The organism is Rhizobacter sp. P2_H2 (genome assembly GCF_056403375.1).
This window is the reverse complement of sequence record NZ_JBFUFP010000769.1, coordinates 1-2650: the sequence shown is the minus strand read 5'-3', so window position 1 is coordinate 2650 and position 2650 is coordinate 1. Positions and strand designations below refer to the sequence as shown.

Annotated in this window: 3 protein-coding genes; 1 reads left to right on the top strand and 2 read right to left on the bottom strand. The window is 66.6% G+C overall.

Annotated features, from left to right (window positions below):
* Positions 1 to 294: 294 nt before the first annotated feature.
* Both AC1D15_RS26030 and AC1D15_RS26025 read right to left on the bottom strand, forming a co-directional pair.
* A complete protein-coding gene (locus AC1D15_RS26030) occupies positions 295 to 1611 on the bottom strand; it encodes a type II toxin-antitoxin system HipA family toxin (protein WP_477828264.1) in 1317 nt (438 codons plus the stop codon).
* 3 nt (positions 1612 to 1614) lie between these two features.
* Positions 1615 to 1986, bottom strand: a complete 372-nt coding sequence (locus AC1D15_RS26025) for an XRE family transcriptional regulator (protein ID WP_477828263.1) — start codon at positions 1984 to 1986, stop codon at positions 1615 to 1617.
* A gap of 262 nt (positions 1987 to 2248) precedes the next feature.
* Here AC1D15_RS26025 and AC1D15_RS26020 point away from each other — a divergent pair.
* On the top strand, positions 2249 to 2650 hold a 402-nt coding region (locus AC1D15_RS26020), incomplete at its 3' end, for a division/cell wall cluster transcriptional repressor MraZ (protein WP_477828262.1).

Sequence of the window (2650 nt, the reverse complement as noted above, 5' to 3'; positions counted from 1 at the left end):
GCCAAGCTGACGCTGGCGGTGGGCTCCAAGCTGTTCCTGTACGACCAGAAATACCTGTGGGGCGACTTCGCGGCCGCGGCCATCCTGTCGGGGCTGCCGATCACGGTGGTGTTCATCCTCGCGCAGAAGTGGATGATCTCGGGGCTCACGGCCGGAGGGATCAAGGGGTGAGCGGAACCATTCGCCCACCACCCGTTCGCCCTGAGCAGGGACCGAGCTTGGTTACTTGCCGCCCAGGCCGATGCGAAAACATGGGCGTGCATCCCTCGTGGTTCGGGTGTCAGCGGTGCAGTTTCATCGACGTAAAAACGGGCTGGGCCTTTTCCGCCGGGTGGGCGCGGCCTGATACCGGGCCGGGTCGAAGCTGCTGCGCTGGTTCAGCAGCGCTTCGCCATCGAGCCGCTCGGCCAGGCTGGCGATGTCGCGCCCGGTCACGCCGGCCTGTGCGAAGTGCTGCTGCCAGGTGTTCACGACCTCGATGACGGCGAGCACGTCGGCCGCCGCTTCCGCGGGCAGCAGGCCGAAGGCATCGCACTGCGACATCGCGTTGTCGAGCGTCGAGTCCCGGCCCTGGGCGCCGCAGATGAACTCCTGGTAGCCCTGCCCCGAGTTCGTCGGCAGGACGTCATAGGCCGGCGCCAGCGTCAGGCGGCCCTGGGCGAAGGGGTTCATGACCAGCAGCGCGTGGTTCTTCTCGTGGTCGTCGGTGTTGTCCACCAGGATGTTGAAGACCATCCGGCGGAACAGTTCGCGCGCGTCGCGCTGGTTCGTGCCGTCCTGCGTGACGCCGATGCGGCGCAGGATCCGCGCGAGTTCGGGGTACCCCATCTCGGGTTCGGCGCCGGAGGCGGTGGCCGCGCGGATGGCGGTGCCTGCCGAGATGCTGTGGATGCGCCGGCCCGGAGCGCGGTCGAAGCGGTGAACAGCGATCGCATTCGCGTCGGCCAGGCGGATCACCTGCGTCCGGGCCACGGTGATGCCGGCGCGCAGGGCCAGCGTCATCGTCGCGTGCTCGATGAGCGGCGTGTCGACGGGCTCGTTGTTGAAGAACTTGACGACCCACTGTTCTCCGCCGATCTCGATGAGGGCCTTCGGCTTGGCGCCGCCGAGCGGGCTGCCGCCACCGGCAATGATCCTCGCCTCCAGCGCATTGAGGGGCTCCGAGGCTTCGATCTTGGCGACCACCTCGCTGAGCTGCTGCACGTCATCGAGCCGCGGCAGCGGACCCGCGGCGCGCGGGCTGTAGGCGCTCGACGACGTGGAAACGCCGAGCGCACCGAACCGGTCGTCGCCGGCGTAGTACAGGTACTCCATCAGTGACAGCCGCTGGGGCTTGTCGACGAAGCGGATGACCTTCTCGCCCCACCGATCCGGCCGCGCGTCGTCGACCGCGCCGACGGCGCGCTGCCCGTCCGTGGCCAGGCGGCCGGGTGGCAGGAACTCGTTGTCGACGAGCGGAAGATCCTCGCTGAGCGCGAATCCGTCGAGCAGCCACTCCCGCCCGTAGTGCAGCGACACGCCCTTGCCGGCGGAGACGAGCTTCAGCGCGCCGACGTGGCGCGGCGTCTGCGGGTCGCCCAGGTACCAGAGGTGCAGGTCGTCGAGGCGCATGTCTCAGTCCTTTCCCTTGGGTGTGGCGCGCAGGCGTGCCTCCGCGGACGCCTGGGCCCGGGCACGGCCCAGCTCGACGGCCTCGCGCACATCCAGTTCGATGGCGCCCTGGTCGCGTTCGGGCGCCGCCAGCTGCCTCAGTTCGCCGTCGCGCTGGATGAGCCACAGCGCGGTCGCCACGATGCCGATGCCGACGGACGGATCGCCGGCCTCGAGCCGCTGGAGGGTGGACACGGTGATGCCCAGCCGCTGCGCCCAGGATCTCAGCGACTCCTTGCGACGCAGGCGTGCCACCGCCAGGTCGGCGCCCAGTTTTTCAATGGCGGCCGCCGTGGCGGGTGGCAACTGGAGGAGGGCGCGGGCAGTCTTGGGCATACTCATAGAACATCACAGAAGACCCTGTTCTGTCAACATCTATCATTACATCGACAAGCAACGTGGTTCGACGGCCGCAGCTTCCCTTTCATCCAAAGCTTTCACAGCCTTCTGTAAGTCCTTGCTTTTACAACCATTTTCATTTGGCAGATTTTAGAGTCAGTCCTAAGTTCTTGATTTCATTGATTTTTTCTTACACCTCTCATTGACCTTATAGGAACCATCCGCTAGAGTGGTGCAAAGTGCACTTTAGTGGGTTTCTGTGGCGGAATTTGGCTTTCAAGGCAGCTCAGCGTTGACGCTGGATGGGAAGGGGCGGATCACCGTCCCGGCCCGCCAGCGCGATGTCCTGCTCGCCGATGCCGGGCCGCAGCTCACGTTGACCAAGCACCCGGCGGGCTGCCTGCTGGTGTTTCCGCGCCCGGTGTGGCTGGCCTTCCGCGAGCGCCTGGTGGCGCTGCCGATGTCGGCCGACGGCTGGAAACGCATCTTTCTCGGCAGCGCGATGGACGTCGAGATCGACGCCTCGTCCCGCGTGCTGATCTCCCCCGAGCTGCGTGCCGCCGCCCGCCTGACCAAGGACGTGCTGCTGATGGGCATGGGCAGCCGGCTGGAACTGTGGGATCCGCTCGTCTACGCTGAACAGGAAGCCAAGGTCCTGCAG